Origin of the sequence: Streptomyces sp. NPDC018019 (assembly GCF_044327805.1) — a bacterium.
In the GTDB taxonomy this organism is placed as follows: domain Bacteria; phylum Actinomycetota; class Actinomycetes; order Streptomycetales; family Streptomycetaceae; genus Streptomyces.
This window is the reverse complement of record NZ_JBIRGD010000016.1, coordinates 81461-107899: the sequence shown is the minus strand read 5'-3', so window position 1 is coordinate 107899 and position 26439 is coordinate 81461. Positions and strand designations below refer to the sequence as shown.

Here is a 26439-nt window from a genome sequence, read left to right as displayed (position 1 = left end):
AATGGAGGCTTATATGAAGAATGTAGGCGGGGCGGGTGGAGGGGGCGGGGCCGGTGGAGCGGCAGAGGGACGGTCGTTGCTTCCGGGTGTCCCCCTACCCAAATCGGTTGTCCGCCCACCGGGCATCGCCGCACCAGCCGTCGTCCGTACGCCTGTTCTTCACCCCACCGGCCGCCCGGGGCCCCGGCCACCAACCAACCCCGCCCCAGCGCCATCCCCCGGCCCCGCGCCCGCCCACCAGGCGCACGCGTCCATGCGTTCACGGTTCCGCGCACGTCGCGGTCGGGCGTGTGAGCCCGTGGTGCCGCTCGCGTGACCGACAGGCGTACGGGCCTGCTCGGCTCGCGCCGGTGTCGCGAGCCGAGCAGGCCCCGGACGCCACGCCGCACGCCCTCACCCCTTGAGGCGCCTCACAGCTTCTCCCAAGCCTCCGTGAGCGTCCCCCGCAGGATCTGCTCGATCTCGTCGAAGACCGGCTGGTCGGCGATGAGGGGCGGGGCGAGCTGGATGACCGGGTCGCCGCGGTCGTCGGCGCGGCAGTACAGGCCGTTCTCGAAGAGGGCCTTGGAGAGGAAGCCGTACAGGACGCGCTCGGTCTCCTCGTCGTTGAAGGACTCCTTGGTGGTCTTGTCCTTGACGAGTTCGATGCCGTAGAAGAAGCCGTTGCCGCGGACGTCGCCGACGATCGGCAGGTCGTGGAGCTTCTTCAGGGTCGAGAAGAAGGCGCCTTCCTTGTCCAGCACGTGCTGGTTGAGGTTCTCGCGCTCGAAGATGTCGAGGTTGGCGCAGGCGACGGCGGCGGAGACCGGGTGGCCGCCGAAGGTGTAGCCGTGCAGGAAGGTGTTGTCGCCCTTGTAGAACGGCTCGGCCAGCCGGTCGGAGATGACACACGCGCCGATGGGGGAGTAACCCGAGGTCATGCCCTTGGCGCAGGTGATCATGTCGGGTACGTAGTCGAACTTGTCGCAGGCGAACATCGTGCCGAGGCGGCCGAAGGCGCAGATGACCTCGTCGGAGACGAGCAGCACGTCGTGGCGGTCGCAGATCTCGCGGACCCGCTGGAAGTAGCCGGGCGGGGGCGGGAAGCAGCCGCCCGCGTTCTGCACCGGCTCCAGGAAGACGGCGGCGACGGTGTCCGGGCCCTCGAAGAGGATCTGCTGCTCGATCTGGTCGGCGGCCCAGCGGCCGAACGCCTCCGGGTCGTCACCGAAGAGCGGCGCCCGGTAGATGTTCGTGTTCGGCACCTTGTGGGCGCCGGGGACCAGCGGCTCGAACGGGGCCTTCAGACCGGGCAGGCCCGTGATGGACAGGGCGCCCTGTGGGGTGCCGTGGTAGGCCACGGCGCGCGAGATCACCTTGTGCTTGGTGGGCTTGCCGGTGAGCTTGAAGTACTGCTTGGCCAGCTTCCACGCGGTCTCGACGGCCTCGCCGCCGCCGGTGGTGAAGAAGACCTTGTTCAGGTCGCCGGGCGCGTGGTGCGCCAGCCGCTCGGCCAGTTCCACGGCCTTGGGGTGGGCGTACGACCAGATCGGGAAGAAGGCCAGGTCCTGGGCCTGCTTGAGCGCGGTTTCGGCGAGTTCGGTGCGGCCGTGCCCGGCCTGGACCACGAACAGGCCGGCCAGGCCGTCTATGTAGCGCTTGCCCTTGTCGTCGTAGATGTTCGTGCCCTCGCCGCGCACGATCGTCGGTACGGGGGCGTTCTCGTACGACGACATGCGGGTGAAATGCATCCACAGGTGGTCGTAGGCCGTCTTCGAGAGGTCAGCGGTCATGGCTATCTGGTTCCCCAGGTGTAGGTCTGCTTGCGGAGCTTGAGATAGACGAAGCTCTCGGTGGTCCGGACGCCGGGCAGCGTGCGGATGCGTTTGTTGATCATTTCCAGGAGGTGGTCGTCGTCCTCGCAGACGATCTCGATGAGGAGATCGAAGGAGCCCGCGGTCATGACGACGTACTCGACCTCTTCCATGGCCGTCAGGGCGTCGGCCACCGGGTCGAGGTCGCCCTCGACGTTGATCCCGACCATCGCCTGCCGCCGGAAGCCGACCGTGAGGGGGTCGGTGACCGCGACGATCTGCATCACGCCTTGGTCGAGCAGTTTCTGTACGCGTTGCCGCACCGCCGCCTCGGACAGGCCCACGGCCTTGCCGATCGCGGCGTACGGACGGCGGCCGTCCTCCTGGAGCTGCTCGATGATCGCCAGGGAGACGGAGTCGATCGACTGGGTGCCGTTTCTGTCACGAGTGGCCACGGCCCTCACTGTGCACGAGCCTCGTCAGTCCCGCAACCCCGATTCGATGAAATCAGTCGTACCGAGATGGCGACACCACTGATTTCGTTGTTCATCCGTTGTGGGTATGTCGAAAACGTTGCCTTCCTGGCTAGGGTGGGCATCTCAACCACTGGACACCTGACAGGAGGGGTCGCTCGTGACCACCGAACTGCGTCGGCTGCGCAACTACATCGACGGGGAGTTCCGGGACGCCGCCGACGGGCGGACCACGGAGGTGGTCAACCCGGCCACGGGTGAGGCGTACGCCACCGCTCCGCTGTCCGCCGCCGCGGACGTGGACGCGGCGATGGCCGCCGCCGAGGCCGCGTTCCCCGCCTGGCGCGACCTGGTGCCGGCCGAGCGCCAGAAGGTACTGCTCAAGATCGCCGACCGCTTCGAGGAGCGGGCCGAGGAGCTGATCGCCGCCGAGTCGGAGAACTGCGGCAAGCCGATCGCGCTCGTGCGCTCGGAGGAGATCCCGCCGATGGTGGACCAGATCCGCTTCTTCGCGGGGGCCGCCCGGATGCTGGAGGGCCGCGCGGCGGGCGAGTACATGGACGGCTTCACGTCGATCATCCGACGTGAGCCGGTCGGCGTCTGCGCGCAGGTCGCGCCGTGGAACTACCCGATGATGATGGCGGTGTGGAAGTTCGCCCCGGCGCTGGCCGCGGGCAACACCGTCGTCCTCAAGCCCTCCGACACCACCCCCGCCTCGACCGTCCTGATCGCCGAGATCATCGGCGGGGTGCTGGACGAGCTGGGCCACCGCCGCGGCGTCTTCAACGTCATCTGCGGCGACCGCGACACCGGCCGTCTGATGGTCGAGCACAAGACGCCCGCGATGGCCTCGATCACCGGCTCGGTGCGGGCCGGCATGCAGGTCGCCGAGTCCGCCTCCAAGGACCTCAAGCGGGTCCACCTGGAGCTGGGCGGCAAGGCCCCGGTCGTGGTCTTCGAGGACACCGACATCGCCAAGGCCGTCGAGGACATCTCGGTGGCGGGGTACTTCAACGCCGGCCAGGACTGTACGGCCGCGACCCGGGTGCTCGTCCACGAGTCCATCCACGACGAGTTCGTGACCGCGCTCGCCAAGGCCGCCGCCGACACCAAGACCGGTCCGGTCGACGACGAGGACGTGCTCTACGGGCCGCTGAACAACGCCAACCAGCTGGCGCAGGTCAAGCGCTTCATCGACGGCCTGCCCGCGCACGCCAAGATCGAGGCGGGCGGCCACCAGGTCGGCGAGAAGGGCTACTTCTACGCGCCGACCGTCGTCTCCGGCCTCAAGCAGGACGACGAGATCATCCAGCAGGAGGTCTTCGGGCCGGTCATCACCGTCCAGTCCTTCCGGGACGAGGACCAGGCTGTCGAGTGGTCCAACGGCGTGGAGTACGCGCTGGCGTCCTCGGTGTGGACCAAGGACCACGCGCGCGCCATGCGGATGTCCAAGAAGCTGGACTTCGGGTGCGTGTGGATCAACACCCACATCCCGCTGGTCGCCGAGATGCCGCACGGCGGCTTCAAGAAGTCCGGCTACGGCAAGGACCTGTCGGGCTACGGCTTCGAGGACTACACCCGCATCAAGCACGTGATGACGTCGCTGGACGGCTGAGCCCGTTCCGTCGCGGGGCGGGGGCCTGAACCGCCCCGTCCCGCCACGGGGCGGGCCACCGAACGCCCGACCCGCCGCTCGGCACACCGTCGTGGGCGGCGGCCCGGCAGCCGACGTTCTGTCGCTTGCCGCCGCCGCCCACGGCACGTGAGAGTGCTCGCCATGGCTGAACTATCGCGGCGTTCGCTGCTACGGAGCACGGTCGGTACGGGAGCCGCCGGGGCGCTGGCCCTGCTGGCGGCCGGATGCGGGGTACCCGCCGCGTACGTCGGCCCCGCCGACCGCGCCGCCCCCGACCGCTCGGCCCGGGACAAGCGCCTGACCTTCGCCAACTGGCCGCTGTACATCGACGTGGACGAGCGGGACAAGCAGCGGCGGCCGACGCTGGAGGCGTTCGAGAAGCGCACCGGCATCTCCGTGACGTACACCGAGGAGATCAACGACAACGACGAGTTCTTCGGAAAGATCAGCCCCGCGCTGATGAACCACCAGCCCACCGGCCGCGACCTGATCGTCATCAGCGACTGGATGTGCGGCCGGTTCGTACGGCTCGGCTGGGTGCAGGAGATGGACCGGGCGCGGCAGCCGAACGTCGCGCGCCACCTCGACCCGCTGCTGCGCAGCCCGCACTTCGACCCGGGCCGCAAGCACTCCGTGCCGTGGCAGTCGGGCATCACCGGCATCGCCTACAACCGCCGGAAGCTCGGCCGGGAGATCCAGCACACCGCGGACCTGTGGAAGGACGACCTGCGCGGGCGGGTGACGCTGCTGTCCGGGATGGACGAGTCCTTCGCGATGCTCATGCAGGGCGACGGCGTGGACATCACGCGCTGGAAAGCGGACGACTTCCATCGGATGACGGACCGGATCCGTCGCCTGGTGGCCAAGAAGCACATCCGGCGCTTCACCGGAAACGACTACATCAAGGACCTCGCCTCGGGTGACGTGCTCGCGGCACAGGCGTATTCGGGTGATGTCATCCAGCTCAAGGAGGACAACCCGGACATCGAGTTCGTGGTGCCGCAGGAAGGCGCCGAACTGTGGGCGGAGAGCCTGATGATCCCCGACCGCGCGGAGCACAAACGCAACGCGGAACGGCTCATCGACTTCTACTACCGGCCGGAGATCGCCGCCGAGCTGGCCGTATGGGTCAACTACGTCTGCCCGGTGCCGGCCGCGCGCGACGTGCTGGCCTCCTCCAAGGACGAGGAACGCGCCGCGCTGGCCGAGGACCCGCTGGTTTTCCCGGACGATTCGATGCGCGAACGGCTGGCCATCGCCCGGGACATCTCCGCCGAGGAACGCCCGGCGTTCGCCAAGGAGTGGAACGGCATCGTGGGGTTGTGAGGGGGCGGCGGGCGGCACATGACCGCCGGGCGGGCGCCGTCAGTGGCGCGTACCGGGCACCGCGGCCCGCTCCAGGGACGTACGCAGCTGCTCGTACGTCGGGGCGAGTCGTCGCAGGCCCGCTTCCAGGGCCCGGTCGTCCCCGTTGACCAGCGGGTATTGCAGACCACCGAGGATGCGGGACTGCTCGGCCAGGAGGACGGCCGGCCCGGCCAAACCGAGCGGGGCCAGGCACGCTGCCGCGTCGTTGAGGCGGCGGGCGCCGACCCGGACGGCGAAGACACCGAGCAGGTCGCGGGTTTCCGGGGCCAGACCGTCGGCCACCTGGTCCGCCAGCGCTTCGACCGCGGCGGCGCCGTGCAGAGTGCCGGGCGGCACCGGCAGGTCGTCTCGCCCGGCCAGCCACCGTACGGCGCCGGGCAGCGACCGCCGCAGGGCCTCGGCCGGGTCGGCCGGCCACTCCTGGACGAAGGCGGAGCGCATCACGTAGGGGACGTCGGTGTAGGTCACCGACTCCGCGCGCCAGGCGGCGGCGAACTCCGGGGCGGGCAGCGTGGCGTACGGGTGGCCGTGCGGGTCGTGGAGGAGGACGGTGCCGTTCTCGACCGCGAGGACCACCACATAGTGGTCGGCGCCGATCGCGGTGCCGGAGCCGGGCTGGTGGAGCAGCAGGCCCATCTCGACCGGACCGGCCAGGACCGGGCCTTCCGCGCAGGCGGCACCGAGCCGGGCCAGTGCCTCGTCCTGGGTGCCGCCCGCGCTGCGGTCGCAGCGCAGGCCGAGGGCCGCCATGGCGGCGTCCAGACCGGTTTCCGGGTCCCAGCCGTACGGGTCGAACAGGGGCAGGGTGCCGCCGATGAGCTGGACGCCGAAGGGCGAGCCGGTGAGGGTTTCGATCACCGCGGCCGGCGGGGCGGCGCCGGGGCCGAGCACCATGGCCAGGGAATGGCTGTAGCAGTACGGACCCGATCCGGAGTACGTGAGCATGGGTGTCCTCGGTTCTGGAGGGCGGCGGGCGGGACGGCGTCCGCCGGGCGATGTCCACCAGTGCACGGCCTGACACAGTGGCAAGGTCAAGTGGCGACGGTAAGTGACCGCGTTCGACCGGACTTTGCGGCCGTGCCAGACTCACCGCTCATGTCGCAGACCACGCACGACCTGAGTCCCGCCGTCACGTTCGGGCTGCTCGCCGCCTGGGCGTTGCACGATGCGGAGGAGGTGGCCTGCGGGCCGCGCTGGATCCAGAGCCGCCTGCCGGAGCTGCGGAAACGGTTCCCCGGTGCGCCGGAACGGCTCTGGCGGGCGCTGGAGGGCGTCGACCAGCGGGAGTTCACGGTCGCGGTGGGCGCCATGGCGGTGATCGTGGCCGCCGCCTCGGCACACGGATACCGCACCGGTGGCCGCTCGGCCTTCTTCCAGGGCGCGGTGGACGGGTTCGGGCTGCACGGTCTGGTGCACCTCGCGCAGGCCGCCGCCGTACGCGGCTACACCCCCGGCTCGGCCACTTCGCCGTTCATCGTCGTCCCGTACGCGCTGTGGGCGCGCGGCCGGCTGCGGCGCGCCGGGCGGCTCCGGCCCACGGACGCGCGGAGCGTGGCAGGCGGGCTGGCGGTCGCCGGGGCGGCCACCGTGCTGTCGCACGCCGTGGCGCGGCGGCTGGTGCGGCGCTGAGGAGGGCGGGAACCTCCTGGTCAGGAACCTCCCGGCCAGGGACCTTCTGGTCAGAGCGCCGCGCGGACGGCTGCCACACGATTGGTGGTGATGGCGTCCACGCCTGCCCGCTTGAGACGGCGTGCGGTGCGGGGCAGGTCGGTGGTCCAGGCGGCGAACGCGTAGCCGTCGGCGTGGGCGCGTGCGACGAGGTCCTCGGTGACCAGACCGAAGTGGTAGTTGAGCCAGCGGGGGCGGACGCGGGCCAGCAGCTCGGGGCGGGGCGGGGCCGTGCGGCACCAGGAGAGGGCGAGTTCGGCGGCCGGGTCGGCAGCGCGGACGGCGAGCATGGACAGGCCGCCGCCGCAGTAGTACGCACGGTCGGCGGCGCCGGACTCGCGGACCTCGGCGACGGCGGCCGGAGCGGCCGCGGGGTCGGGAAGGTCGATCAGGGCACGCGCGTGCGGGTAGCGGCCCGTGAGCGCGAGGGCTTCGCGCAGCGTGGGCACACCGCCCGCGGTGACCTCGTCCGCCTGGGCGTACGTGAGCGAGGAGAGCCGCCGGCCGTGGCCCCACAGGCGCTCCAGCGTCGGGTCGTGCAGCAGGACCGGAACGCGGTCGGCGGTCAGCCGGACATCGATCTCGACCGCGTCGGCGCCCGCTTCCAGCGCGGCGCGCAGCGAGGCGAGGGTGTTCTCGCGCGCCTCGTACGGGGCGCCGCGGTGGCCGATGACCGCGACCCGCCCGCGCGCGGGCGCCGGCCTCGGACGACCGGCCGACGACGCCCGCGCCGAAGCGGGAGCGGACGCCGGGACCGGAGCGGGCCGCGGGGCGCTCACCGCGGCCACGTCGCCGTGTAGTCGTCGATCTCGGCGGTCAGCGCGGCCTTCGCGGTGGCGTCCATGAAGGACGCCTCGACGGCGTTCTTGGCCAGGGCGGCGACCCCGGCCGCGTCGAGGTCCAGCAGGCGCGCGGCGACGCCGTACTCCAGGCACAGGTCCGTACCGAACATCGGCGGGTCGTCGCTGTTGATCGTCACCAGGACGCCCGCGTCGGCCATCGCCTTCAGCGGGTGCTCGTCGAGGGTGCGCACGGCGCGGGTGGCGATGTTCGAGGTCGGACAGACCTCCAGCGGGATGCGGTGCTCGGCGAGGTGGGCCAGCAGCTTCGGGTCCTGGGCGGAGCTGGTGCCGTGGCCGATCCGCTCGGCACGCAGGTCGGTGAGCGCGTCCCAGACGGTCTGCGGGCCGGTGGTCTCCCCGGCGTGCGGGACCGAGTGCAGGCCGGCGGCGATGGCGCGGTCGAAGTACGGCTTGAACTGCGGGCGCGGCACACCGATCTCCGGGCCGCCGAGCCCGAACGAGACCAGGCCCTCCGGCCGCAGGTCGCAGGCGATGCGCGTGGTCTCCTCGGCCGCGTCCAGCCCGGCCTCGCCCGGGATGTCGAAGCACCAGCGCAGCACCACGCCCAGCTCGGCCTCCGCGGCCCGGCGGGCGTCCTCGATGGCCTCGACGAAGGCGGTGTCCGGGATGCCGCGGCGGGTGGAGCTGTACGGGGTGACGGTCAGCTCGGCGTAGCGGATGTTCTGCCGCGCCATGTCCCGGGCGACCTCGTAGGTCAGCAGCCGGACGTCCTCGGCGTCGCGGATCAGGTCCACGACGGAGAGGTAGACCTGGATGAAGTGGGCGAAGTCGCGGAAGGTGAAGTAGTCGGTGAGCGCCTCGGGGTCGGTGGGGACCGCGGAGTCCGGGTGGCGGGCGGCCAGCTCGGAGACGATGCGCGGGGACGCCGATCCGACGTGGTGGACGTGCAGCTCGGCCTTGGGCAGTCCGGCGATGAAGGCGTCGAGATCGGACAACGGTTCCTCCTGGTCGAGGGGCGAGCTGGGCGTGCCGCGGACGGGAATCATCGTATGCGGGGCCGGTTTTCCCGATCGGCGCAGGTCTTAGCATGGGCCTACAGCGAACGTGGGGGAGTGTGGGGGTGTCGATGTCCGACAGTCAGCAGCCCGGACCGCGCGACCCGTGGGCGCCGCCGGAGGACCGCGAGCCGCCGTCCGCGCCGCAGACGGCCGCGCAGACAGGCGTGCCGACGGCGGACCTGCCGAAGACGGATGCGCCGATGGCGGGCGTGCCGACGGCGGGCGCGCCGGTGCCGGCCGTCGCGGCGGCCGGGCCCGCGACGGACGTCCCGGGCGGCCGGTACGACGTTCCCCCGCCGCCGCCCGCGCCGGGCACGGCAGGGGCGTACGCGCCGCCCGGTTCCGGTGTCCCGCCGATATCCGGCGCCGGGGCGGACGGACAGCGGCCCGGGGTCCCGTACGGCGGCGGCGCGGATGCCCCTCCGTACGGTGACGGCCTCGCTTACGGCACCACGGGCCGTCCCCACGGCGCCGGTGAGGGGCCGTACGGCACCGCCGGGCACGGCTGGGGCGGCGCTCCGTACGCGGGCGGCCACCCGGGACCGCCCGGCTACCAGCCGTACTGGCTGCCCGCCGGGCCGGACAACGGGCTCGGCACGGCCGCACTCGTCCTCGGCATCGTGGGTGCCCTCCTCGGCGTCACGGTGGTCTTCGGCATCCTCCTCGGTGTGCTCGCGATCATCTTCGGTGCCGTCGGCCGGGCCAAGGCGTCCCGGGGCGAGGCGGACAACGGCGGGAGCGCACTGGGCGGGATGATCCTCGGCGCCGTCGCGCTGCTGCTGAGCGTGCTCATGGTCGTGTTTCTCGTGACCACCGCCGAGCCCCGGCACGACCAGGACGTCTGGGACCCGGGCCACTCCGACGGCCCCGGCCCCGGCTCCGACGGTCCGGGCTCCGACGGCGGCCCCGGATACGGGGACCCCGACGGCCCCGGCGACTCGAACGGCTCCGGTGGCTCCGACGACGACACCGGCCCCGACACGTACGAAGCCGCACCCGCACCCGGCCCGCACGCCTACCAGGCCCCGGCCACCCCGGCCACCACCGGCCCGGCCGCCCTTCCCGACCTCACCGCTCTCCCCGGTCCGACCGCCCTTCCGGGCCGGCCGGCCGCGCAGCCGCTCGTCCCGGCCTAAGGCCCTCCTAGTCCTCCGCGCCCTCCGCGGGCACCGCCCCCGCCGCCAGCCGCTGCCGGGCCTCCATCAGGGCGAAGCCGAGCAGGTTCAGTCCGCGCCAGCGCGCCGGGTCCTGTGCGCGCTCGTCGTCGGCGGCCAGGCCGATCCCCCATATGCGGTCCAGCGGGCTGGCCTCGACCAGGACGCGGGAGCCCGTCCCCAGGAGGTACGCGCGCAGGGCGTCGTCCTGGCCGAACTTGTGCACATTGCCCTCGACCACGTAGGCGAAGCGGTGCCGCTCCCACCGGGCGCCGTCGAAGCCGCGCACCGAGCGGCCCGCGTCCTTGGCCTGCTTCGGGTGGGTGGCGGCCACCGCCCGCCGCTCCGCCTCCGGGTCCTCGAACAGCCGGGCCTTGCAGGCCATCATCCAGTGCTCGGCGGTGGCGTACCGCACGCCGTCGACCGTGAACGGCGACGGCCACCACTGGCTGAAGCAGCTCGCTCCCAACTGCCCGTCGCGGCGGGGCGAGTGGCCCCAGAAATACACGTACTTGTACCGCTCGCCCGCGGCCGTCCCCGCGGTCAGCTCCTCGACCGACCGCGGCCCGTCCGCCGCGCCGCTCCGTGACTCGTTCATCCCCGTGCCCCCCGTGCTGTCGTGCATCATGCCGGGATTCTGTCAGCCGGCACTGACAACGTGTCGGGGCGCCGGACCACGGAAATCGCAGAATCCGTCGCGTAACCAAAAGGCAACAACGGAATCCCTTGTTGGGGCCTTGCTCCTCTGTCAAGATCAGCCATCGATTCCGGAAAGAGCTACGCCAGGGTGTGCGCCGAGCGGCCCCGGCGCCCGGCGGAGGAGAGCACCATGATCCAGCGATTCGACGTGCGAGAACGATTCGCCGAGGGCGCGCAGTACCTCGCCGGCGGGCTTCGGGACGGCAGCTCCGGCCGCACCCAGTACGTGGTCGATCCGGCCACCGGAGAGCAGGTGTACGGCTACCGGCTGGCCTCGACGGCGGACGTGGACGCGGCGGTGGACGCCGCGCAACGGGCCTTTCCCGCGTGGTCCGGCGCGACCCCCGGCGAGCGCTCCGACGCCCTGCACCGCTTCGCCGCCGTCCTCGGCGAGCGGGCCGGTGAGCTGGCGTACGCCGAATCCCTCCAGTGCGGCAAGCCGGCCAAGCTCAGCGCGGAGTTCGACGTACCGGGCTCGGTCGACAACGCGGCCTTCTTCGCGGGCGCCGCGCGGCACCTGGAAGGCAGGTCGGCGGGGGAGTACAGCCCCGACCACACCTCCGTGATCCGTCGCGAGCCGATCGGTGTCGTCGGCTCCATCGCGCCCTGGAACTATCCCCTCCAGATGGCCGCCTGGAAGGTGCTGCCGGCCATCGCGGCGGGCAACACGATCGTCCTCAAGCCCGCCGAGATCACCCCGCTGACCTCGGTGATGTTCGCCCAGGCGGCGACCGAGGCGGGCATCCCCGACGGCGTGCTCAACATCGTCTCCGGCGCGGGCCGGGAGGCCGGCGAGCACCTGGTCGCCCACCCGGGGGTCGCCATGACCTCCTTCACCGGTTCGACGGCGGTCGGCAAGCGGGTCGCCGAGATCGCCACCGGCACCGTCAAGCGGCTGCACCTCGAACTCGGCGGCAAGGCCCCCTTCGTGGTCTTCGACGACGCCGACCTGGAGGCCGCGGTGCACGGCGCGGTGGCCGGCGCGCTGATCAACACCGGGCAGGACTGCACCGCCGCCACCCGCGCCTATGTGCAGCGCCCGCTCTACGACGCCTTCGTCGGCGGTGTCGCCGACCTGATGGCGGCCGTACGGCTCGGCGACCCGTTCGACCCGGCCACCGATCTCGGTCCGCTGATCTCGCACACCCAGCGCGACCGGGTCGCCGGGTTCGTCGAGCGGGCCCGGTCCTACGCCACCGTCGTCACCGGCGGCGCGGCCCCGCAGGGCGACCTGGCCAAGGGCGCGTACTACCTGCCGACGCTGATCACGGACGCCGCACAGGACAGCGAGGTGGTCCAGAGCGAGATCTTCGGGCCGGTGCTGGCCGTGCTGCCCTTCGACAGCGACGACGAGGGGATCGCGCTGGCCAACGACACCCCGTACGGCCTCGCGGCCTCCGCGTGGAGCCGGGACGTCTACCGCACCGGCCGCGCCACCCGCGAGATCAAGGCGGGCTGCGTCTGGGTCAACGACCACATTCCGATCCTCAGCGAGATGCCGCACGGCGGCTCCAAGGCCAGCGGCTTCGGCAAGGACATGTCCGCCTACTCCTTCGAGGAGTACACGCAGGTCAAGCACGTCATGTACGACAACACCGGGATTGCCAGGAAGGACTGGCACCGGACCGTCTTCGGGGACCGCACCTGAGAGCGCGCGGCACCCGCCGCACCGGCCGACCGATGGGCTCACCTGAAAGGGCACCGCGCATGGAGGACCCCCAGCACCCCGGGAGCCTGTCCGCGCCCGAGCTGGCCGCCGTACGGCGCAGCCTCACCGACGGCCGGATGGCCATGACACGACGGTCGCTGCTGCGCGCGGGCGTGCCGGTGCTCGGCGGCCTCGGCGCGCTGTCGGCCTGCGGCATCCCGCCCGCGGGCCGTACGGACGCCGGCCGGTCCACGGACCACTCCGCGGAGGAGAAGCGTGTCGTCTTCTCCAACTGGACGGAGTACCTGGACGTCGGCGACGACGGCGAGCGCCGGCCCACACTGGACGCCTTCACCCGGCGTACCGGCATCGCGGTGAAGTACACCGAGGACATCAACGACAACGACGAGTTCTTCGGCAAGATCCAGGCGCAGCTGGCAGCCGGGCAGGACACCGGCCGGGACCTGATCGTGCTCACCGACTGGATGTGCGCGCGGATGATCGGGCTCGGCTGGGTCCAGAAGCTGGACGCCGCGCATCTGCCGCACGCGCGCTCCCGCCTCTCCGCCCAGTTCCGCGATCCGGACTGGGACCCGGGACGCGCCCATTCCTACCCGTGGACGGGCATTCCGGCGGTCATCGCGTACAACACGAAGGCCACCGGCGGGCGCACGGTCGATTCCGTCAGCCAGCTTCTGGACGATCCGCGTCTCAAGGGGAGGGTCGGTTTCCTCTCCGAGATGCGCGACAGCGTCGGGCTGACGCTCCTGGACATGGGCAAGCGCCCGGAGGACTGTACGGCGGACGATTTCGACGCCGCCGTCGCCCGGCTCCAGAAGGGCGTGGACGACAAGCAGATCCGCCGCTTCACCGGCAACGACTACATCAACGACCTCAGCAAGGGCGACCTCGCGGCGTGCGTGGCCTGGGCGGGGGACGTCGTCCAGCTCCAGCAGGACAACCCGGACATCAGGTACGCCGTGCCGCGCGCCGGCTACATGACGTCCACGGACAATCTGCTGGTGCCGAACCGGGCCCGCCACAAGAAGAACGCCGAGCGCCTGATCGACTACTGCTATGAGCCGAAGGTGGCGGCGCGGATCGCCGCGTACATCAACTATGTGTGCCCGGTCGACGGCGTACGCGAGGAACTGGCGAAGATCGACCGGGATCTGGCGGACAACCCGCTGATCCTCCCGGACCGGGAGATGGCCGCCCGGTCGCATTCCTTCCGCGCCCTCGGCGCCGAGGAGAGCAAGGACTTCGCCCGGAAGTTCGCCGACCTCACGGGCGCCTGAGACCGGCCCGGCGACCGGCCCGCCCCCCGCCGGCAGCACCGGCAAGCGCCCGCCCTCCGACCCACGGGACCACCCATGACACAGACCTCCGGTGGCGACGTCCGCCTCTCCGGGATCAGCAAGACCTACGGCTCCTTCACCGCCGTCCACCCGCTCGACCTGACGGTCCCGGCGGGCTCCTTCTTCGCGCTGCTGGGCGCCTCCGGCTGCGGCAAGACCACCACCCTGCGTATGATCGCGGGCCTGGAGGACCCGACCACCGGCACCGTCGAGCTGGACGGCGCGGACGTCACCGCGCTGCCCCCGTACAAGCGCCCGGTCAACACCGTCTTCCAGAACTACGCGCTCTTCCCGCATCTGGACATCTACGAGAACGTCGCGTTCGGCCTGCGCCGCCGTGGCATCAAGTCCGTGAAGAAACAGGTCGAGGAGATGCTCGACCTGGTCGAACTCGGTCCGATGGCGCGCCGCAAGCCACAGCAGCTCTCCGGCGGCCAGCAGCAGCGCGTCGCGGTCGCCCGCGCGCTGATCAACCACCCGCGGGTACTCCTCCTGGACGAGCCGCTGGGCGCCCTCGACCTCAAGCTGCGCCGTCAGATGCAGCTCGAACTCAAGCGCATCCAGACCGAGGTCGGCATCACGTTCGTGCACGTCACCCACGACCAGGAGGAGGCCCTGACGATGGCCGACACGGTCGCGGTGATGAACGGCGGCCGGGTCGAGCAGCTCGGCGCCCCCGCCGACCTGTACGAGAACCCGGCCACCACCTTCGTCGCCAACTTCCTGGGCACCTCCAACCTCATCGCCGCCGAGGTGGTGACGGCCGGCGACGACCTGCTGCTCAGCGCGGGGGAGACCAAGCTGCGGCTGCCCGCCGGGCGATGTCGCGCCACCGCCCGCGCCGGTGGGCAGGTGCTGGCCGGCGTCCGGCCCGAGAAGATCAGCCTCACGCACGCCGACGACGCGGGCGGCATCGCCGAGGGCCGCAACCGGCTGCCCGGCCGGATCCGGGACGCCGGTTTCCTCGGCGTCAGCACGCAGTACGTCGTGGAGTCCCCGGGCGCCGGCCGCCTCGCCGTCTACGAGCAGAACGTCGAGCGCGACCCCCGCCTGGTGCCCGGCGCCGAGGTGGTTCTCCACTGGAGCCCCGCGCACACCTTCGGCCTGGACGCCTCCCAGGACATCGGGGCCGGCGCGGACACCGGCGAGGAGGCGGCATGACGACGACCACCGAGGCGCCGCCACCCGCCGCCCCCGAGGACGCGCCACAGGCCCGCGGGCGCACGACGCGCAAGCGGCTCGTCCCGTACTGGCTGCTCCTCCCCGGCATCCTGTGGCTGGTCGTCTTCTTCGCCGCGCCGCTGGTCTACCAGGCGTCCACGTCCGTGCAGACCGGCTCCCTCGAAGAGGGCTTCAAGGTCACCTGGCACTTCGCCACCTACTGGGACGCGCTCGGCGAGTACTGGCCGCAGTTCCTGCGCTCCGTGGGCTACGCGGCCACCGCGACCGTGCTCTGCCTGGTCCTGGGCTACCCGCTCGCGTACCTCATCGCCTTCAAGGCGGGCCGCTGGCGCAACCTCGTGATGATCCTGGTCATCGCCCCGTTCTTCACCAGCTTCCTGATCCGCACGCTGGCCTGGAAGACGATCCTGGCGGACGGCGGTCCGGTGGTCGGCGTGCTGAACTCGCTGCACGTGCTGGACGTGACGAGCTGGCTGGGGCTCACCGAGGGACAGCGGGTGCTGGCCACGCCGCTGGCGGTGGTCTGCGGTCTGACGTACAACTTCCTGCCGTTCATGGTGCTGCCGCTGTACACCTCGCTGGAGCGCATCGACCCGCGGCTGCACGAGGCCGCCGGCGACCTGTACGCCCGGCCCGCGACCACCTTCCGCCGGGTGACCTTCCCGCTGTCCATGCCAGGCGTGGTGGCCGGCACGCTGCTGACCTTCATCCCGGCCGCCGGCGACTACATCAACGCCGAACTGCTCGGCTCCACCGACCAGAAGATGATCGGCAACGTCATCCAGTCGCAGTTCCTGCGCGTCCTGGACTACCCGACGGCGGCCGCGCTCTCCTTCATCCTCATGGCGGCGATCCTCGCCATGGTCACGCTCTACATCCGCAAGTCCGGGACGGAGGACCTGGTGTGAGGGCCGTACTCCGGTGGCTGCGCCGCCACCTCGTCGTGCTCGCGGGCCTCGGCACGCTCGGATACCTGCTGCTGCCCAACCTGATCGTGCTGGTCTTCTCGTTCAACAAGCCCAACGGCCGCTTCAACTACGAGTGGCAGCGCTTCTCGGCGGACGCCTGGGCCGATCCGTGCGGCGTCGCCGACCTGTGCGGCTCACTGGGCCTGAGCCTGCGGATCGCGGTCGCGGCGACGGTCGGTGCGACCGTTCTGGGCACCATGATCGCCTTCGCGCTGGCCCGCTACCGCTTCCGCGCCCGCCCCGCCGTCAACACCCTGATCTTCCTGCCGATGGCGATGCCCGAAGTGGTGATGGCCGCCTCGCTGGCCACCCTGTTCCTCAACATGGGTATCCGGTTCGGCTTCTGGACGATCCTGATCGCGCACGTCATGTTCTGCCTGAGCTTCGTCGTCACGGCGGTCAAGGCCCGGGTGATGAGCATGGACCCGCGCCTGGAACAGGCGGCCCAGGACCTCTACGCGTCACCCGCGCAGACCTTCCTGCGCGTGACCCTGCCGATCGCCGCGCCCGGCATCGCCGCCGGCGCGCTGCTCTCCTTCGCGCTGTCCTTCGACGACTTCATCATCACCAACTTCAACGCCGGCTCGACTGTGACGTTCCCCATGTTCGTCTGGGGATCGGCGCAGCGTGGCACACCCGTTCAGATCAATGTCATCGGAACGGCGATGTTCCTGATCGCCGTGCTCTGCGTCCTGGGGGCCCAGCTGCTCTCCGGACGCCGGAAGAGGAGCTGAGAACCATGGCACGAGCTGCCATGACCAACCCCGTCCACGCCCTCGCGGACGCCGCACCGACCTCCTTCTGGCTGGACGACGAGGACCGCCCGGCCGCCCTCCCCGCCCTCGTCGCCGACGAACACACCGACCTGCTCGTCGTCGGCGGCGGTTACTCGGGCCTGTGGACCGCCCTGCTGGCCAAGGAGCGCGACCCCGCGCGCGACGTCGTCCTCGTCGAGGGCCAGGAGGTCGGCTGGGCCGCGTCCGGCCGCAACGGCGGCTTCTGCGCCGCCTCCCTGACCCACGGCCTCGGCAACGGCCTGGACCGCTGGCCGGGCGAGCTCAAGCGGCTCGAAGAACTCGGCGCCCGCAACCTCGACGCCATCGAGGACGCCGTCGCCCGCTACGGCATCGACTGCGCCTTCGAGCGCACCGGCGAGATCAGCATCGCCACCGAACCCCACCAGGTCGCCGAGCTGAAGGAGGGCGCCGAACAGGCCGCGCGGCTGGGCCTGCCCGGCTTCGAGTTCCTCGACCGCGAGGCGCTGCGGGCGCAGATCGACTCGCCGGCCTTCCTCGCCGGCCTCTGGGACCGCAGGGGCGTCGCCATGCTCCACCCCGCCCGCCTCGCCTGGGGACTGAAGAAGGCGTGCCTGGACCTCGGCGTACGGATCTACGAGCACACCCCGGCCACCGCGCTGGCCGCCGACGGCCTGGGCATGGCGGCCCGCACGCCCTACGGCCGGGTCTTCGCCCGCCGGGTCGCGCTGGGCACCAACGTCTTCCCGTCCCTGGTGCGCCGTGTGCGCCCGTACGTCGTCCCGGTCTACGACCACGCGCTGATGACCGAGCCGCTGAGCGACGGACAGCTCGCCGCCATCGGCTGGCGGGGCCGCCAGGGCCTGTCCGACAGCAACCACCACTTCCACTACTTCCGGCTGACCGCCGACCACCGCATCCTGTGGGGCGGTTACGACGCCGTCTACCGCTTCGGCGCGTCGGTCCGCGCCGAGTACGACCACCGCCCGGCCACCTACGAGAAGCTGGCCCGGCACTTCTTCCAGTACTTCCCGCAGCTGGCGGGCCTGCGCTTCACCCATGCCTGGGGCGGCGCCATCGACACCTGCTCGCGCTTCTCGGCCTTCTTCGGCACCGCGCACGCCGGGCGGGTCGCCTACGCGGCCGGCTACACGGGCCTGGGCGTGGGCGCCACCCGCTTCGGCGCGGAGGTGATGCTCGACCTGCTGGCGGGCGAGCGCACCGAGCGCACGGAGCTGGAGATGGTCCGCACGAAGCCGCTGCCGTTCCCGCCGGAGCCGCTGCGCTGGGCCGGCATCGGCCTCACCCAGTGGGCCATGACCCGGGCCGACACCCACGGCGGCCGGCGCAACCTGTGGCTGCGGGCGATGGACAAGGCCGGGCTCGGTTTCGACAGCTGACCGGGCCGGCCGCGCCGCGGGCGCGCCTGCTCCTCCCGGCGCGCCCGCTTCCTCGTGAGCGCGCCCGCTCCCCGTTGGGGCGCGCCCGCCTCCCGAAGCCCTCCCGTACGCCACCCCACGCCCCCCACTGCTTCCGCCCACCGCGAAAAACCCCGTCAAACCCGTGTAAGGATGCCGCCTCCGCTGTCTCTCACCGGGCGGACAGCGGTCCGAGCGGACCGCGGAAACGAGGGGACATGGACGCCGCGGGGGCCAAGAACGCAGTGGAATGGCTGGTGACGGCGGCAGCCGAACCCGACACCTGCCGATGGGAGTGGGAACGCAACCCCCTCGGGGTCGCGCTCCTCCCGGCCGGCCGGCTCTGGGACGTGCTGATCGTGCCCGGCGCGCTGGGACGCCCGACCCTGGACGTCCTGACCCGCGTCACGGAACAGCCGGGGCCGGTGCTCGGAGACTTCGGGGACGCCCGTACGGGCTTCTTCGTGCCACCCGGCACGGCCGCGCGCTGGCTGGGAACGGGGGTGCGCGGCGCGGGCCGCGGCAGCTGGATCGTGGTGCCGTACCCGGGCCGGGCGACGGGCGGTGTGCGCTGGCTGGTCGCCCCCGACGGTACGGGGCGGCTCACCGAACCGGCGGTGCTCGAACTGGCGATGCACGAGGCGGCCGCACGGCTCGCCGGCGGCCGGTGAGCCGTGCGGCGGCGCCGTGAGACCGGACACAGACGCACGTTCCGCGGCGCGGCGTTGAGTCCTCCGGGCCCCTTCATCCGTGGTCCCGGGTGGGACGCCCGCAGAGGCTCCCCGACGGGCCGGGCGTGTGGGGCGCCCGCCGTCGCCTTCAGGTGCCGCATCTCAGGGGGAAACATGCGCACATCGGAGCACGTTCTCGGACGGCTGGGCGTCGAACCGGCGACGGAATCGGTATACCGCGCCCTGCTGGCGCGACCGCACGCCACCGTGGCGGAATTGGCGTCCTGCACGGGAATGCCCGAGCAGGAGACCGAGCGGGCCCTCGACCGGCTGGCCGACCTCGCGCTGGCGCGCCCTTCCACGGAGCGTCCCGGGCGGCTGTACGCGGTGAGCCCGCGCCTGGGCATGGACATTCTGCTGGCCCGGCAGCAGGCCGAACTCGCCGCGCAGCAGCAGCGCGTGGAGGAAAGCCGGGCAGCCGCCGCCCGGCTGGTCTCCGAATTCGCCACGCACCAGCATCCCACCGCCGAACACGGAATGTTCCGGATGGTGGGTGCCGACCGGATCAGCGACCATCTGACGGAACTCGGCACCCGCGCCGAGGAGGAATTGCAGATATTCGCCGCCGGGCAGCCCTGCCCGGCCCCCGAATTGCCGGCGTCCCGGCGGATGCAGGAAGACGTCCTCGCACGTGGAATCCGGGTGCGCACCGTCTGCCTCGACAGCGCCCGGCACGACCCGGCGGCCGTGGCGCACGCCGAACGGCTGGCATCGGCCGGCGCCGAGGTCCGTACCGCCGCCGTGCTGCCCACCCGCATGGCCGTCGCCGACCGGCGGTCCGCGCTCGTCTTCACGGCCGGCGAGGGCACCGCGGAGGCCGCCGTCGCCGTCCGGGTGCCCGACGTCGTCACCGCGCTGAGCACGCTGTTCGACGCGGTGTGGGCAGCGGCGGAACGGCTGGGCCCATCGCCGGTCCGGCGGGCGGCGCACGGCTTCACCCGCCAGCACCTCGCCGCGCTGCAACTGCTCGCCGAGGGCCACACGGACGCCACGGTCGCCCGGCGGCTGGGCGTCTCGGCCCGTACCGCACGCCGGATCGCGACCGACGCGATGACGGGGATGAAGGCGCGCAGCCGGTTCCAGGCGGGTGTGCTCGCGGCCCAGCTGGGATATCTGCCGGCGTCGTCCGCCTGACGTACGGCGCACCGCACGCAGGGGAGACGACCGGCCGGTGAGGGGCGCCGGGGGCCGGGCGGTGGACCGAAAGGGACACGGCCGGTTCGGTCCACCGGCCGCCTCTTTTCCCGTACGGCGGCCGGTCCGACACTCCCTTTCATGAAGGCTCTGGTGCTGTCCGGCGGAACGGGAACCCGTCTCCGCCCTTTCACTTACTCGATGCCCAAGCAATTGATCCCGATCGCGGGCAAACCGGTACTGCGGCATGTGCTGGAAAACATCCGGGACATCGGCGTCACCGATATCGGCATCGTCGTCGGCGCCCCGGACCGGCACATCGCGGCGGCCCTCGGCGACGGTGCGGACCTCGGCGTACGGCTCACCTACCTGCGCCAGGAACAGCCGCTGGGCCTGGCGCACTGCGTGGCCCTGGGCCGGGAATTCCTCGGCGCGGATGATTTCGTGCTGTACCTCGGCGACACCATGCTGCCCGAGGGCATCGGCGCACTCGCCGCGGAATTCGCCGCCCGCCGTCCGGCCGCGCAGCTGGTGGTCCAGAAGGTGCCCGACCCGCGCCGCTTCGGCGTCGCCGAACTGGACGCGGACCGCGCGGTGGTGCGGGTGACGGAGAAGCCGGACCGGCCGCGCAGCGACCTGGCGCTGGTCGGCGTCTACTTCTTCACCGCCGCCGTCCACCGGGCGGTGGCCGCGACCGGACCGGGACGGCGCGGCGAACGGGAGATCACCGATGCCGTGCAGTGGCTGATCACCGCGGGCGCCGAGGTCCGGGCGGGGGAGTACGGCGGCTACTGGCGCGACACCGGCCGCGTCGAGGACGTCCTCGCGTGCAACCGCAAGCTGCTGGAGGGCCTACGGCCATCGGTGTCGGGCACCGTGGACGCCGCGAGCCGGCTGACCGGGCCCGTCGTGATCGAGGCCGGGGCACGGGTGACCGGCTCGCGGATCGCGGGCCCGGCGCTCGTCGGCGCGGGCACCGTCGTCGAGGACAGCCGCGTCGGCCCGTACACCTCCCTCGGCCACGGCTGCGAGCTGCGCCGGGCGGGGCTGGAGGACTCCATCGCCCTCGACGGCGTCACCATCCACGGGGTCGGCGGCCTGTCCGGCTCGCTGATCGGCCGTGCCGCCCGCATCGGCCCCGGTGCCGGCCGGCACCGGCTGGTGGTGGGCGACGACACCCGCATCGAGGTGGCGGCGTGAGACTCCTGGTCACCGGCGGCGCCGGCTTCATCGGATCGCACTACGTCCGTACGCTCCTGGGCGGCGGCTTCGGGGAGCAGGGTGACGCGGGCACCCGCGTGACCGTGCTGGACCTGCTCACCTACGCCGGGAACCGCGCCGGCCTGCCCGCCCGCCACCCACGCCTGGACTTCGTCCGCGGCGACGTCTGCGACCTGCCGCTGCTGCTCGCGCTGCTGCCCGGCCACGACGCCGTACTGCACTTCGCGGCCGAGTCGCACGTGGACCGCTCGCTCGACCCGGACACCGCGCCCGACTTCGTCCGCACCAACGTCCTCGGCACCCAGACGCTCCTCGACGCCTGCCTGCGCACCGGCGTCCCCCGGGTGGTGCACATCTCCACGGACGAGGTGTACGGCTCCATCGAGCACGGCGCGTGGACCGAGGACCAGCCGGTGGCGCCCCGCTCGCCGTACGCGGCGTCCAAGGCGGCGGCCGACCTCTTCGCGCTGGCCTGCCACCGCTCCCACGGCCTGCACGTGTCGGTCACCCGCGGCTGCAACACCTACGGGCCCTACCAGCACCCCGAGAAGCTCATCCCGTGCTTCGTGACCCGCCTCCTGGAGGGCCGCGACCTGCCCCTGTACGGGGACGGCGGCAACGTCCGCGAATGGCTGCACGTCGACGACCACTGCCGGGCCGTCCACCGGGTCCTCCACCACGGCCGGGCCGGCGAGATCTACCACGTCGGCGGCGGCACCCCGCGCACCAACCGCGCGCTGACCGCGCACCTGCTCCGGCTGTGCGGAGCCGACTGGTCCCGCGTCCGCCGGGTGCGCGACCGCAAGGGCCACGACCGGCGCTACGCCCTCGACGCGACCAAGATCCGCGCGGAGCTGGGCCACCGTCCGCGCACCGACTTCGACCGCGGCCTGGCCGGCACCGTCGCCTGGTACCGCGAGCACCCCGACTGGTGGAAAGAGGCGGCACACCGATGACCACTCATGTGTGGGACTACCTGGCGGAGTACGCGGACGAACGGGCCGATGTGCTCGACGCCGTCGACACGGTCTTCCGCTCCGGACAGCTCGTGCTCGGCGCGAGCGTGCGCGGTTTCGAGGCCGAGTACGCGGCCTGGCACGGGGCCGGGCACTGCGTGGGCGTCGGCAACGGCACCGACGCCGTCATCCTCGCCCTCCAGGCCCTCGGCATCCGCCCCGGCGACGAGGTGGTGACCGTCTCCAACACCGCCGCGCCGACCGTGCTGGCCATCGACGCGGCCGGTGCCGTCCCGGTCTTCGCGGACGTGCGCCCCGATACGTACCTGATGGACACCGAGCAGGTCGCGGCGGCCGTGACCGACCGCACCCGCGCTCTGCTGCCCGTGCACCTCTACGGACAGTGCGTGGACATGGCGCCGCTCCGCGCCGTCGCTGAGGCGCACGGACTGGCCGTACTGGAGGACTGCGCGCAGGCCCACGGCGCGCGGCACCACGGCCGCCTCGCGGGAACCCTCGGCGACGCCGCGGCGTTCTCCTTCTACCCGACCAAGGTCCTCGGCACGTACGGCGACGGCGGCGCGGTCCTCACCCCGGAGGCCGAAGTCGACGCCGCGCTGCGGCGGTTGCGGTACTACGGCATGCAGGAGCGCTACTACGTCGTCCGCACGCCGGGCCACAACAGCCGTCTGGACGAGCTGCACGCCGAGATCCTGCGCCGCAAGCTGCGCCGCCTGGAGCGCTACATCGCCGCCCGCCGCGCGGTGGCCCGGCGCTACGACGAAGCGCTGGCCGGCAGCGGCCTGGTGCTGCCCGCCACCGCCCCCGGCAACGACCACGTGTACTACCTCTACGTCGTCCGCCACCCCGAAAGGGACCGCATCCTGCGTGCCCTCAGGGAGCGCCACGACATCGCGCTGAACATCAGTTACCCGTGGCCGGTGCACACCATGAGCGGATTCGCGCACCTCGGCTACCGCCGGGGAGTGCTGCCCGTCACCGAGGCGCTGGCCGGAGAGATCTTCTCGCTGCCGATGTACCCGTCACTGCCGCGCGGCGTCCAGGACAGGGTGATCGAGGCGCTGCTCGACATCCTGCGGGAGCTGTGATGCGCGCCTCCGCGCCCGCCGCCCCCGCCCTCGTCGCCCCCGCTCCCGCCGCCGACCGGCCGGCGGCCCGTACCGCCGCCGCCCTGCCCGGCGGCCTCGGCCGCTGGTTCGCCGAGGCCGGCGAGCGCGCCTACACCCGCACCCGGCGCATACCGCTCGACGCGCTGGACGGCTGGCACACCGACCCGCGCACCGGCGATCTCGTCCACGACCGGGGCGCGTTCTTCACCGTCGGGGGCCTGGCCGTCTCGGCGCCCGACGGCCCGGTCCGGCACTGGGCGCAGCCCATCCTCGACCAGCCCGAGACCGGCATCCTGGGCCTGCTGGTCAAGGACTTCGGCGGCCGGCCGCACGTCCTCGTACAGGCCAAACCCGAACCGGGCAACGCGGGCGGCCTCCAGCTCGCGCCGACCGTGCAGGCCACCCGCTCCAACTTCACCCGGGCGCACGGTGGCCGGACGGTGCCCTACCTGCGGTACTTCCACCAGCCACCGTCCCGCCGGCTGGTCGCGGACGTACGCCAGTCGGAGCAGGGCGCCTGGTTCTACCGCAAGCGCAACCGCAACATGATCGTGCGTACGACGGAGGACGTCGAGGTGCTGCCGGGGCACCGCTGGATGACGCTGCCCCGGGTGCACGCGCTGCTCGCGGCCGGTGACGTGGTGAACATGGACGCCAGGAGCGTGCTGGCCTGCCTGCCCCCGCCGCCGGGGCCCGCGGGCCGCGCGGCGCACTCCGGGCGGGAGATCCTGTGCTGGCTCACCGACGTCCGCAGCCGCACCGGGCTGCGGACCCGGCCCGTACCGCTGCGCGGCCTGCCGGGCTGGCACCGCACCGAGTACGCCATCGGCCACGCCGCCGGCCGTTTCTTCGACATCGTCGCGGTCGAGGTGCGGGCCCGCGGCCGGGAGGTGCGGCGCTGGACCCAGCCCATGCTGCGCCCGCGCGGGACCGGCGTCATCGCCTTCCTCCTCACCCGCATCGACGGCGTGCCGCACGTCCTGGTCCACGCCGCCGCGGAGCCGGGCGGCGTGGACGGGGCCGAACTGAGCGCGACGGTGTGCTGCACGCCGGAGAACTACGACGTGCTGCCGCCCGGGGCCCGGCCGCGCTTCCTCGACGAGGTCCTGAACGCCCCGCCGGAACGCGTGCTCTTCGACGCCCTCCTGTCGGAAGAGGGCGGCCGGTTCCACCACGCGCTCAACCGCTACCTGATCGTGTCGGTGGACGGGCCAGGACCGTACGAGGACGCGGGGGACCACCGGTGGGTGACGGAGCGCCAGCTGTCCGCCCTGCTGCGGCACAGCCACTACGTGACCGTCCAGGCCCGCACCCTGCTCACCTGCCTGCGCAGCCTGACCGGCCCGTACGGAGGCCAGAAGTGACCACGCCGACGTGCCGGATCTGCGAAACGCCGCTGCACACCTTCCTCGACCTCGGGCACCACCCGCTGTCCTCGGCCTTCGTGGCCCCCGGAGACGCGGTGGACGGGGCGCGCGACGCGTTCCGCTACCGCCTCGCCGTCGGGCACTGCGCGCGCTGCGCCCTCGTCCAGCTCACCGACGACATTCCGCACGAGCGCCGTCCGTACCAGGGCTACCCGTACCACTCGTCGGGCTCGGCGGTGATGCGCGAGCACTTCCGGGCGACCGGGACGCAGCTGCTGCGTACCGAGATGCGCGGGAAGCGCGACGCCTTCGCCGTCGAGATCGGCTGCACGGACGGTGTCGTGCTCCGGACCCTGGCGGACGCCGGTGTGCGCACGCTCGCCTTCGAGCCGTCCGGGTACTCCGGGCACGGCGGCGTACGGGTGCACCGCACCTTCCTGACCGCCGGTTCGGCCCGGGATGTCGTCGCCGTCGAGGGCCGCGCCCGGGTCGTGTACGCGGCCAACACCGTCTGCGACATCGCAGACCTGCCGGGCTTCTTCGCAGGGCTGGACGAACTCCTCGCCGCCGACGGCGTGTTCGTCTTCGAGGACCCGTACTTCGGCGAGATCCTCGGGCGCACCGCCTTCGACCAGTTCTACGACGAGCACCGCTACTACTTCACCGCGACGTCCGTGCGGGCCCTGGCCGAACGGTTCGGCTTCCGGCTCGTCGGCATCGAACGGCTCCCGGTCCACGGCGGCCAGCTCCGCTACACCCTCGCCCGCCCCGGCCGCCGCACCCCCGCCCCGGCCGTCGCGGAACTTCTGGCGGAGGAGGAGGCGCGGGGGCTGACGGTCCCGGCCGCACTGGCCGCCTTCGCGGACCGGGTGGACCGCGTACGCAGGGATCTGGTGGCCCTCCTCCAGGGGCTGCGCGCAGCGGGCCGCACCGTCGCCGGCTACGCGGCCACGGCCAAGAGCTGCACGGTGACCACCTACTGCGGCCTCGGCCCGCACCTGGTCCCGTACGTCTGCGACTCCACCCCGGCCAAACAGGGCAGGCTGACCCCCGGTGCCCGCATCCCGGTCCGCCCGCCCGGCGCCTTCGCCGCGCCCTACCCGGACTACGCGCTGCTGTTCGCGTGGAACCACGCGGCGGAAATCATGGCCGCGGAGCGGGCGTTCAGGGCCGTGGGCGGGCGCTGGATCCTGTACGTCCCCGAGGTGCACGTGGTGTGAGGCCGGGCTCCGGTGGCGGCCGGCCACCGGAACCCGGCCGTCACGGGGTCAGCCCTGCGCCTTGTGGATCTTCCAGTCGGCCACGTCGGAGCTGCGGTTGACGTACGCGTTGGTGCACAGGTCGTACTTGCCGCCGGAGGCCGTGCTGTGGCCGTTGGTCTCCAGGAAGCCGCCGTTGTCCCCGTAGGTGTTCCACAGGTGGACCACGTCGCCCACCCGGACGTTCCGGTCGGCCGGCGAGGAGCTGCGGGCGAAGATCCGCCAGCGGCCCGTTCCCGCGGCCCGGTCCCGGGACTGGGAGGTGGACACGTCGTACAGGGCGCCCGAGTTCTTCTGGGCGGCGGAGGCGTGGCCGTTGCTGTCCAGGTAGCCGCCGTCGCCGCCGTAGAGGTTGCGCAGATAGACCAGGTCCCCGCTGACGACCGGCTGGCCGGACGGCTTGCCGGTGGCCGAGTGGATCTCCCAGGTGCCGGTGCCCTTGCCGCGGGCGGGGGTGTCGGCGGTCGAGACCTGGTACTTGCCGCCCGCGGCGCTGCTGTGCCCGTTGGTGTCGAGGTAGCCGCCCTGCCAGCCGTTGTACCCGTTCTGCAGGTGGATCTGGTCGCCGTACCTGAGCTCGTTCGCCATGGAGTTCCCCTCGGTGGACGATGCCGTGTGCGGAACCTGGCCGGGCCGTGGAACCGGCGCCCGGCGCGCACG

24 protein-coding genes are annotated in these 26439 nt (G+C 72.3%); 17 read left to right on the top strand and 7 right to left on the bottom strand.

Annotated elements, in window-relative coordinates:
- Positions 1-410: 410 nt before the first annotated feature.
- Both ACH4FX_RS25530 and ACH4FX_RS25525 read right to left on the bottom strand, forming a co-directional pair.
- Positions 411-1772 (bottom strand): aspartate aminotransferase family protein, encoded by a 1362-nt coding sequence (locus ACH4FX_RS25530; RefSeq protein ID WP_398482637.1) that lies wholly within the window; start codon positions 1770-1772, stop codon positions 411-413.
- 2 nt (positions 1773-1774) lie between these two features.
- Positions 1775-2248, bottom strand: a complete 474-nt coding sequence (locus tag ACH4FX_RS25525; RefSeq protein ID WP_003980199.1) for an Lrp/AsnC family transcriptional regulator — start codon at positions 2246-2248, stop codon at positions 1775-1777.
- Positions 2249-2426: 178 nt separating this feature from the next.
- On the opposite strand from ACH4FX_RS25525, the gene ACH4FX_RS25520 reads away from it, so the two are divergent.
- Positions 2427-3881, top strand: coding sequence for a gamma-aminobutyraldehyde dehydrogenase (locus ACH4FX_RS25520; RefSeq protein ID WP_398482635.1), 1455 nt, complete (start codon positions 2427-2429; stop codon positions 3879-3881).
- A 162-nt stretch (positions 3882-4043) separates the two neighbouring features.
- A complete protein-coding gene (locus tag ACH4FX_RS25515; RefSeq protein WP_398482633.1) occupies positions 4044-5228 on the top strand; it encodes a spermidine/putrescine ABC transporter substrate-binding protein in 1185 nt (394 codons plus the stop codon).
- 39 nt (positions 5229-5267) lie between these two features.
- Here the strand turns inward: ACH4FX_RS25515 and ACH4FX_RS25510 are convergent, their stop codons facing one another.
- A complete protein-coding gene (locus tag ACH4FX_RS25510; RefSeq protein WP_398482631.1) occupies positions 5268-6215 on the bottom strand; it encodes a hypothetical protein in 948 nt (315 codons plus the stop codon).
- Between the two features lie 150 nt (positions 6216-6365).
- On the opposite strand from ACH4FX_RS25510, the gene ACH4FX_RS25505 reads away from it, so the two are divergent.
- Positions 6366-6899 carry an HXXEE domain-containing protein gene (locus ACH4FX_RS25505; RefSeq protein ID WP_398482629.1) on the top strand — a complete coding sequence of 178 codons (534 nt, stop codon included), beginning with the start codon at positions 6366-6368 and terminating at the stop codon, positions 6897-6899.
- 50 nt (positions 6900-6949) lie between these two features.
- On the opposite strand, the gene ACH4FX_RS25500 is transcribed toward ACH4FX_RS25505, so the two are convergent.
- Positions 6950-7609 (bottom strand): glycerophosphodiester phosphodiesterase, encoded by a 660-nt coding sequence (locus tag ACH4FX_RS25500; RefSeq protein WP_398482793.1) that lies wholly within the window; start codon positions 7607-7609, stop codon positions 6950-6952.
- A gap of 104 nt (positions 7610-7713) precedes the next feature.
- Positions 7714-8787 carry an adenosine deaminase gene (locus tag ACH4FX_RS25495; RefSeq protein WP_398482628.1) on the bottom strand — a complete coding sequence of 358 codons (1074 nt, stop codon included), beginning with the start codon at positions 8785-8787 and terminating at the stop codon, positions 7714-7716.
- 80 nt (positions 8788-8867) lie between these two features.
- Here ACH4FX_RS25495 and ACH4FX_RS25490 point away from each other — a divergent pair, with 80 nt between their 5' ends.
- Positions 8868-9935, top strand: coding sequence for a hypothetical protein (locus tag ACH4FX_RS25490; RefSeq protein WP_398482626.1), 1068 nt, complete (start codon positions 8868-8870; stop codon positions 9933-9935).
- A 7-nt stretch (positions 9936-9942) separates the two neighbouring features.
- Here ACH4FX_RS25490 and ACH4FX_RS25485 read toward each other — a convergent pair whose 3' ends face one another.
- Positions 9943-10581, bottom strand: a complete 639-nt coding sequence (locus ACH4FX_RS25485; RefSeq protein WP_398482624.1) for an NADAR family protein — start codon at positions 10579-10581, stop codon at positions 9943-9945.
- 201 nt (positions 10582-10782) lie between these two features.
- On the opposite strand from ACH4FX_RS25485, the gene ACH4FX_RS25480 reads away from it, so the two are divergent.
- The 13 genes from ACH4FX_RS25480 (at position 10783) to ACH4FX_RS25420 (ending at position 25740) form a co-directional block, all read left to right on the top strand.
- Complete coding sequence (locus ACH4FX_RS25480) at positions 10783-12300, top strand: gamma-aminobutyraldehyde dehydrogenase (protein WP_398482622.1); 1518 nt, start codon at positions 10783-10785, stop codon at positions 12298-12300.
- Positions 12301-12359: 59 nt separating this feature from the next.
- Positions 12360-13598, top strand: coding sequence for a PotD/PotF family extracellular solute-binding protein (locus tag ACH4FX_RS25475; protein ID WP_398482620.1), 1239 nt, complete (start codon positions 12360-12362; stop codon positions 13596-13598).
- Positions 13599-13673: 75 nt separating this feature from the next.
- On the top strand, positions 13674-14819 hold the full coding sequence (locus tag ACH4FX_RS25470) for an ABC transporter ATP-binding protein (protein ID WP_398482618.1): 1146 nt from the start codon (positions 13674-13676) through the stop codon (positions 14817-14819).
- On the top strand, positions 14816-15748 hold the full coding sequence (locus ACH4FX_RS25465) for an ABC transporter permease (RefSeq protein WP_398482616.1): 933 nt from the start codon (positions 14816-14818) through the stop codon (positions 15746-15748). Before ACH4FX_RS25470 ends, ACH4FX_RS25465 begins: the two co-directional genes overlap by 4 nt.
- Complete coding sequence (locus ACH4FX_RS25460; protein ID WP_398482614.1) at positions 15745-16542, top strand: ABC transporter permease; 798 nt, start codon at positions 15745-15747, stop codon at positions 16540-16542. Before ACH4FX_RS25465 ends, ACH4FX_RS25460 begins: the two co-directional genes overlap by 4 nt.
- A 5-nt stretch (positions 16543-16547) precedes the next feature.
- Positions 16548-17963 carry an NAD(P)/FAD-dependent oxidoreductase gene (locus ACH4FX_RS25455; RefSeq protein ID WP_398482612.1) on the top strand — a complete coding sequence of 472 codons (1416 nt, stop codon included), beginning with the start codon at positions 16548-16550 and terminating at the stop codon, positions 17961-17963.
- A gap of 236 nt (positions 17964-18199) precedes the next feature.
- On the top strand, positions 18200-18652 hold the full coding sequence (locus ACH4FX_RS25450) for a hypothetical protein (RefSeq protein WP_398482610.1): 453 nt from the start codon (positions 18200-18202) through the stop codon (positions 18650-18652).
- A 174-nt stretch (positions 18653-18826) separates the two neighbouring features.
- Entirely contained in the window at positions 18827-19846 is a 1020-nt protein-coding gene (locus ACH4FX_RS25445; RefSeq protein WP_398482608.1) for a helix-turn-helix domain-containing protein, read from the top strand.
- 141 nt (positions 19847-19987) lie between these two features.
- Positions 19988-21046, top strand: coding sequence for a glucose-1-phosphate thymidylyltransferase (locus ACH4FX_RS25440; protein ID WP_398482606.1), 1059 nt, complete (start codon positions 19988-19990; stop codon positions 21044-21046).
- Positions 21043-22023 carry a dTDP-glucose 4,6-dehydratase gene (rfbB, locus tag ACH4FX_RS25435; RefSeq protein ID WP_398482604.1) on the top strand — a complete coding sequence of 327 codons (981 nt, stop codon included), beginning with the start codon at positions 21043-21045 and terminating at the stop codon, positions 22021-22023. Before ACH4FX_RS25440 ends, rfbB begins: the two co-directional genes overlap by 4 nt.
- Positions 22020-23132, top strand: coding sequence for a DegT/DnrJ/EryC1/StrS family aminotransferase (locus ACH4FX_RS25430; protein WP_398482602.1), 1113 nt, complete (start codon positions 22020-22022; stop codon positions 23130-23132). Before rfbB ends, ACH4FX_RS25430 begins: the two co-directional genes overlap by 4 nt.
- Complete coding sequence (locus ACH4FX_RS25425; RefSeq protein ID WP_398482600.1) at positions 23132-24517, top strand: NDP-hexose 2,3-dehydratase family protein; 1386 nt, start codon at positions 23132-23134, stop codon at positions 24515-24517. Before ACH4FX_RS25430 ends, ACH4FX_RS25425 begins: the two co-directional genes overlap by 1 nt.
- Positions 24514-25740, top strand: a complete 1227-nt coding sequence (locus ACH4FX_RS25420) for a class I SAM-dependent methyltransferase (protein WP_398482598.1) — start codon at positions 24514-24516, stop codon at positions 25738-25740. The genes ACH4FX_RS25425 and ACH4FX_RS25420 overlap by 4 nt, the downstream gene beginning before the upstream one ends.
- 48 nt (positions 25741-25788) lie before the next feature.
- Here the strand turns inward: ACH4FX_RS25420 and ACH4FX_RS25415 are convergent, their stop codons facing one another.
- Entirely contained in the window at positions 25789-26367 is a 579-nt protein-coding gene (locus tag ACH4FX_RS25415; RefSeq protein ID WP_398482596.1) for a hypothetical protein, read from the bottom strand.
- Between the last annotated feature and the right edge of the window lie 72 nt (positions 26368-26439).

Excerpts from the sequence above, each read along its gene's own strand:
- ACH4FX_RS25530 (WP_398482637.1), bottom strand. The coding sequence starts at position 1,772 with ATGACCGCTGACCTCTCGAAGACGGCCTACGACCACCTGTGGATGCAT.
- ACH4FX_RS25515 (WP_398482633.1), top strand. The coding sequence starts at position 4,044 with ATGGCTGAACTATCGCGGCGTTCGCTGCTACGGAGCACGGTCGGTACG.
- ACH4FX_RS25510 (WP_398482631.1), bottom strand. The coding sequence starts at position 6,215 with ATGCTCACGTACTCCGGATCGGGTCCGTACTGCTACAGCCATTCCCTG.
- ACH4FX_RS25505 (WP_398482629.1), top strand. The coding sequence starts at position 6,366 with ATGTCGCAGACCACGCACGACCTGAGTCCCGCCGTCACGTTCGGGCTG.
- ACH4FX_RS25495 (WP_398482628.1), bottom strand. The coding sequence starts at position 8,787 with ATGATTCCCGTCCGCGGCACGCCCAGCTCGCCCCTCGACCAGGAGGAA.
- ACH4FX_RS25490 (WP_398482626.1), top strand. The coding sequence starts at position 8,868 with ATGTCCGACAGTCAGCAGCCCGGACCGCGCGACCCGTGGGCGCCGCCG.
- ACH4FX_RS25485 (WP_398482624.1), bottom strand. The coding sequence starts at position 10,581 with ATGATGCACGACAGCACGGGGGGCACGGGGATGAACGAGTCACGGAGC.
- ACH4FX_RS25480 (WP_398482622.1), top strand. The coding sequence starts at position 10,783 with ATGATCCAGCGATTCGACGTGCGAGAACGATTCGCCGAGGGCGCGCAG.
- ACH4FX_RS25475 (WP_398482620.1), top strand. The coding sequence starts at position 12,360 with ATGGAGGACCCCCAGCACCCCGGGAGCCTGTCCGCGCCCGAGCTGGCC.
- ACH4FX_RS25470 (WP_398482618.1), top strand. The coding sequence starts at position 13,674 with ATGACACAGACCTCCGGTGGCGACGTCCGCCTCTCCGGGATCAGCAAG.
- ACH4FX_RS25465 (WP_398482616.1), top strand. The coding sequence starts at position 14,816 with ATGACGACGACCACCGAGGCGCCGCCACCCGCCGCCCCCGAGGACGCG.
- ACH4FX_RS25455 (WP_398482612.1), top strand. The coding sequence starts at position 16,548 with ATGGCACGAGCTGCCATGACCAACCCCGTCCACGCCCTCGCGGACGCC.
- ACH4FX_RS25450 (WP_398482610.1), top strand. The coding sequence starts at position 18,200 with ATGGACGCCGCGGGGGCCAAGAACGCAGTGGAATGGCTGGTGACGGCG.
- ACH4FX_RS25445 (WP_398482608.1), top strand. The coding sequence starts at position 18,827 with ATGCGCACATCGGAGCACGTTCTCGGACGGCTGGGCGTCGAACCGGCG.
- ACH4FX_RS25440 (WP_398482606.1), top strand. The coding sequence starts at position 19,988 with ATGAAGGCTCTGGTGCTGTCCGGCGGAACGGGAACCCGTCTCCGCCCT.
- ACH4FX_RS25430 (WP_398482602.1), top strand. The coding sequence starts at position 22,020 with ATGACCACTCATGTGTGGGACTACCTGGCGGAGTACGCGGACGAACGG.
- ACH4FX_RS25425 (WP_398482600.1), top strand. The coding sequence starts at position 23,132 with ATGCGCGCCTCCGCGCCCGCCGCCCCCGCCCTCGTCGCCCCCGCTCCC.
- ACH4FX_RS25415 (WP_398482596.1), bottom strand. The coding sequence starts at position 26,367 with ATGGCGAACGAGCTCAGGTACGGCGACCAGATCCACCTGCAGAACGGG.